Genomic DNA, 590 nt, shown 5'->3' with positions numbered 1-590 from the left:
TTTCCGTCGCTGGCGTTGCAGGTTCAGGAGATCTTGCATCGCGACCCGCTGGGCGGCCACCTGTTTTGCTTTCGCGGTCGCCGCGGCAACCTGCTGAAGGTGATCTGGCATGACGGCCAGGGCGCCTGCCTGTTCACAAAACGCCTTGAGCGCGGCCGCTTCATCTGGCCGAGCCCGGCCGAGGGTGTGGTGACAATCTCGTCGGCGCAGCTCGGTTATCTCTTGTCCGGAATCGACTGGCGGCACCCACAGGAGACGTGGCGACCGACGTCGGTCGGATGAGGCTTTGAGCTTGCGGATCGTGATGGATGTGATTCCATCAACATCGTGACCACATCTGAATCGCTCCCCACCGATCTTGCCGCCGCGCATGCGATGATCCTCGCGGAGCGCGCCGCGCGCCTGGAAGCGGAAGCGGTTGCGGCGAGCGCCAAAGCAGAAGCTGCCGACGCGAAGGCGGCCGAGGCCCTGATCAGTTACCTCAAGCTCGAGATCGAGAAGCTGCGTCGCCAGATTTACGGCAGCCGCTCGGAGCGCAAGGCACGGCTCTTGGAGCAGATGGAGCTCGAGCTCGAAGAGTTGGAAGCAAC

At 63.4% G+C, this 590-nt stretch carries 1 protein-coding gene and 1 pseudogene; both read left to right on the top strand.

All coding sequences use genetic code 11. The annotated features are described in order from the left end of the window. Positions 1-282 (top strand): IS66 family insertion sequence element accessory protein TnpB (gene tnpB / locus XH98_RS12910; RefSeq protein ID WP_271618805.1); only part of this gene is annotated, 282 nt, incomplete at its 5' end. Positions 283-375: 93 nt separating this feature from the next. After that, positions 376-590, top strand: a pseudogene (locus tag XH98_RS12905) (IS66 family transposase); the annotation flags it as partial.

It is taken from the genome of Bradyrhizobium sp. CCBAU 51745 (assembly GCF_028128715.1).
Taxonomy (GTDB): Bacteria; Pseudomonadota; Alphaproteobacteria; order Rhizobiales; family Xanthobacteraceae; genus Bradyrhizobium; species Bradyrhizobium manausense.
This window is presented reverse-complemented; position numbering and strand designations above follow the sequence as displayed.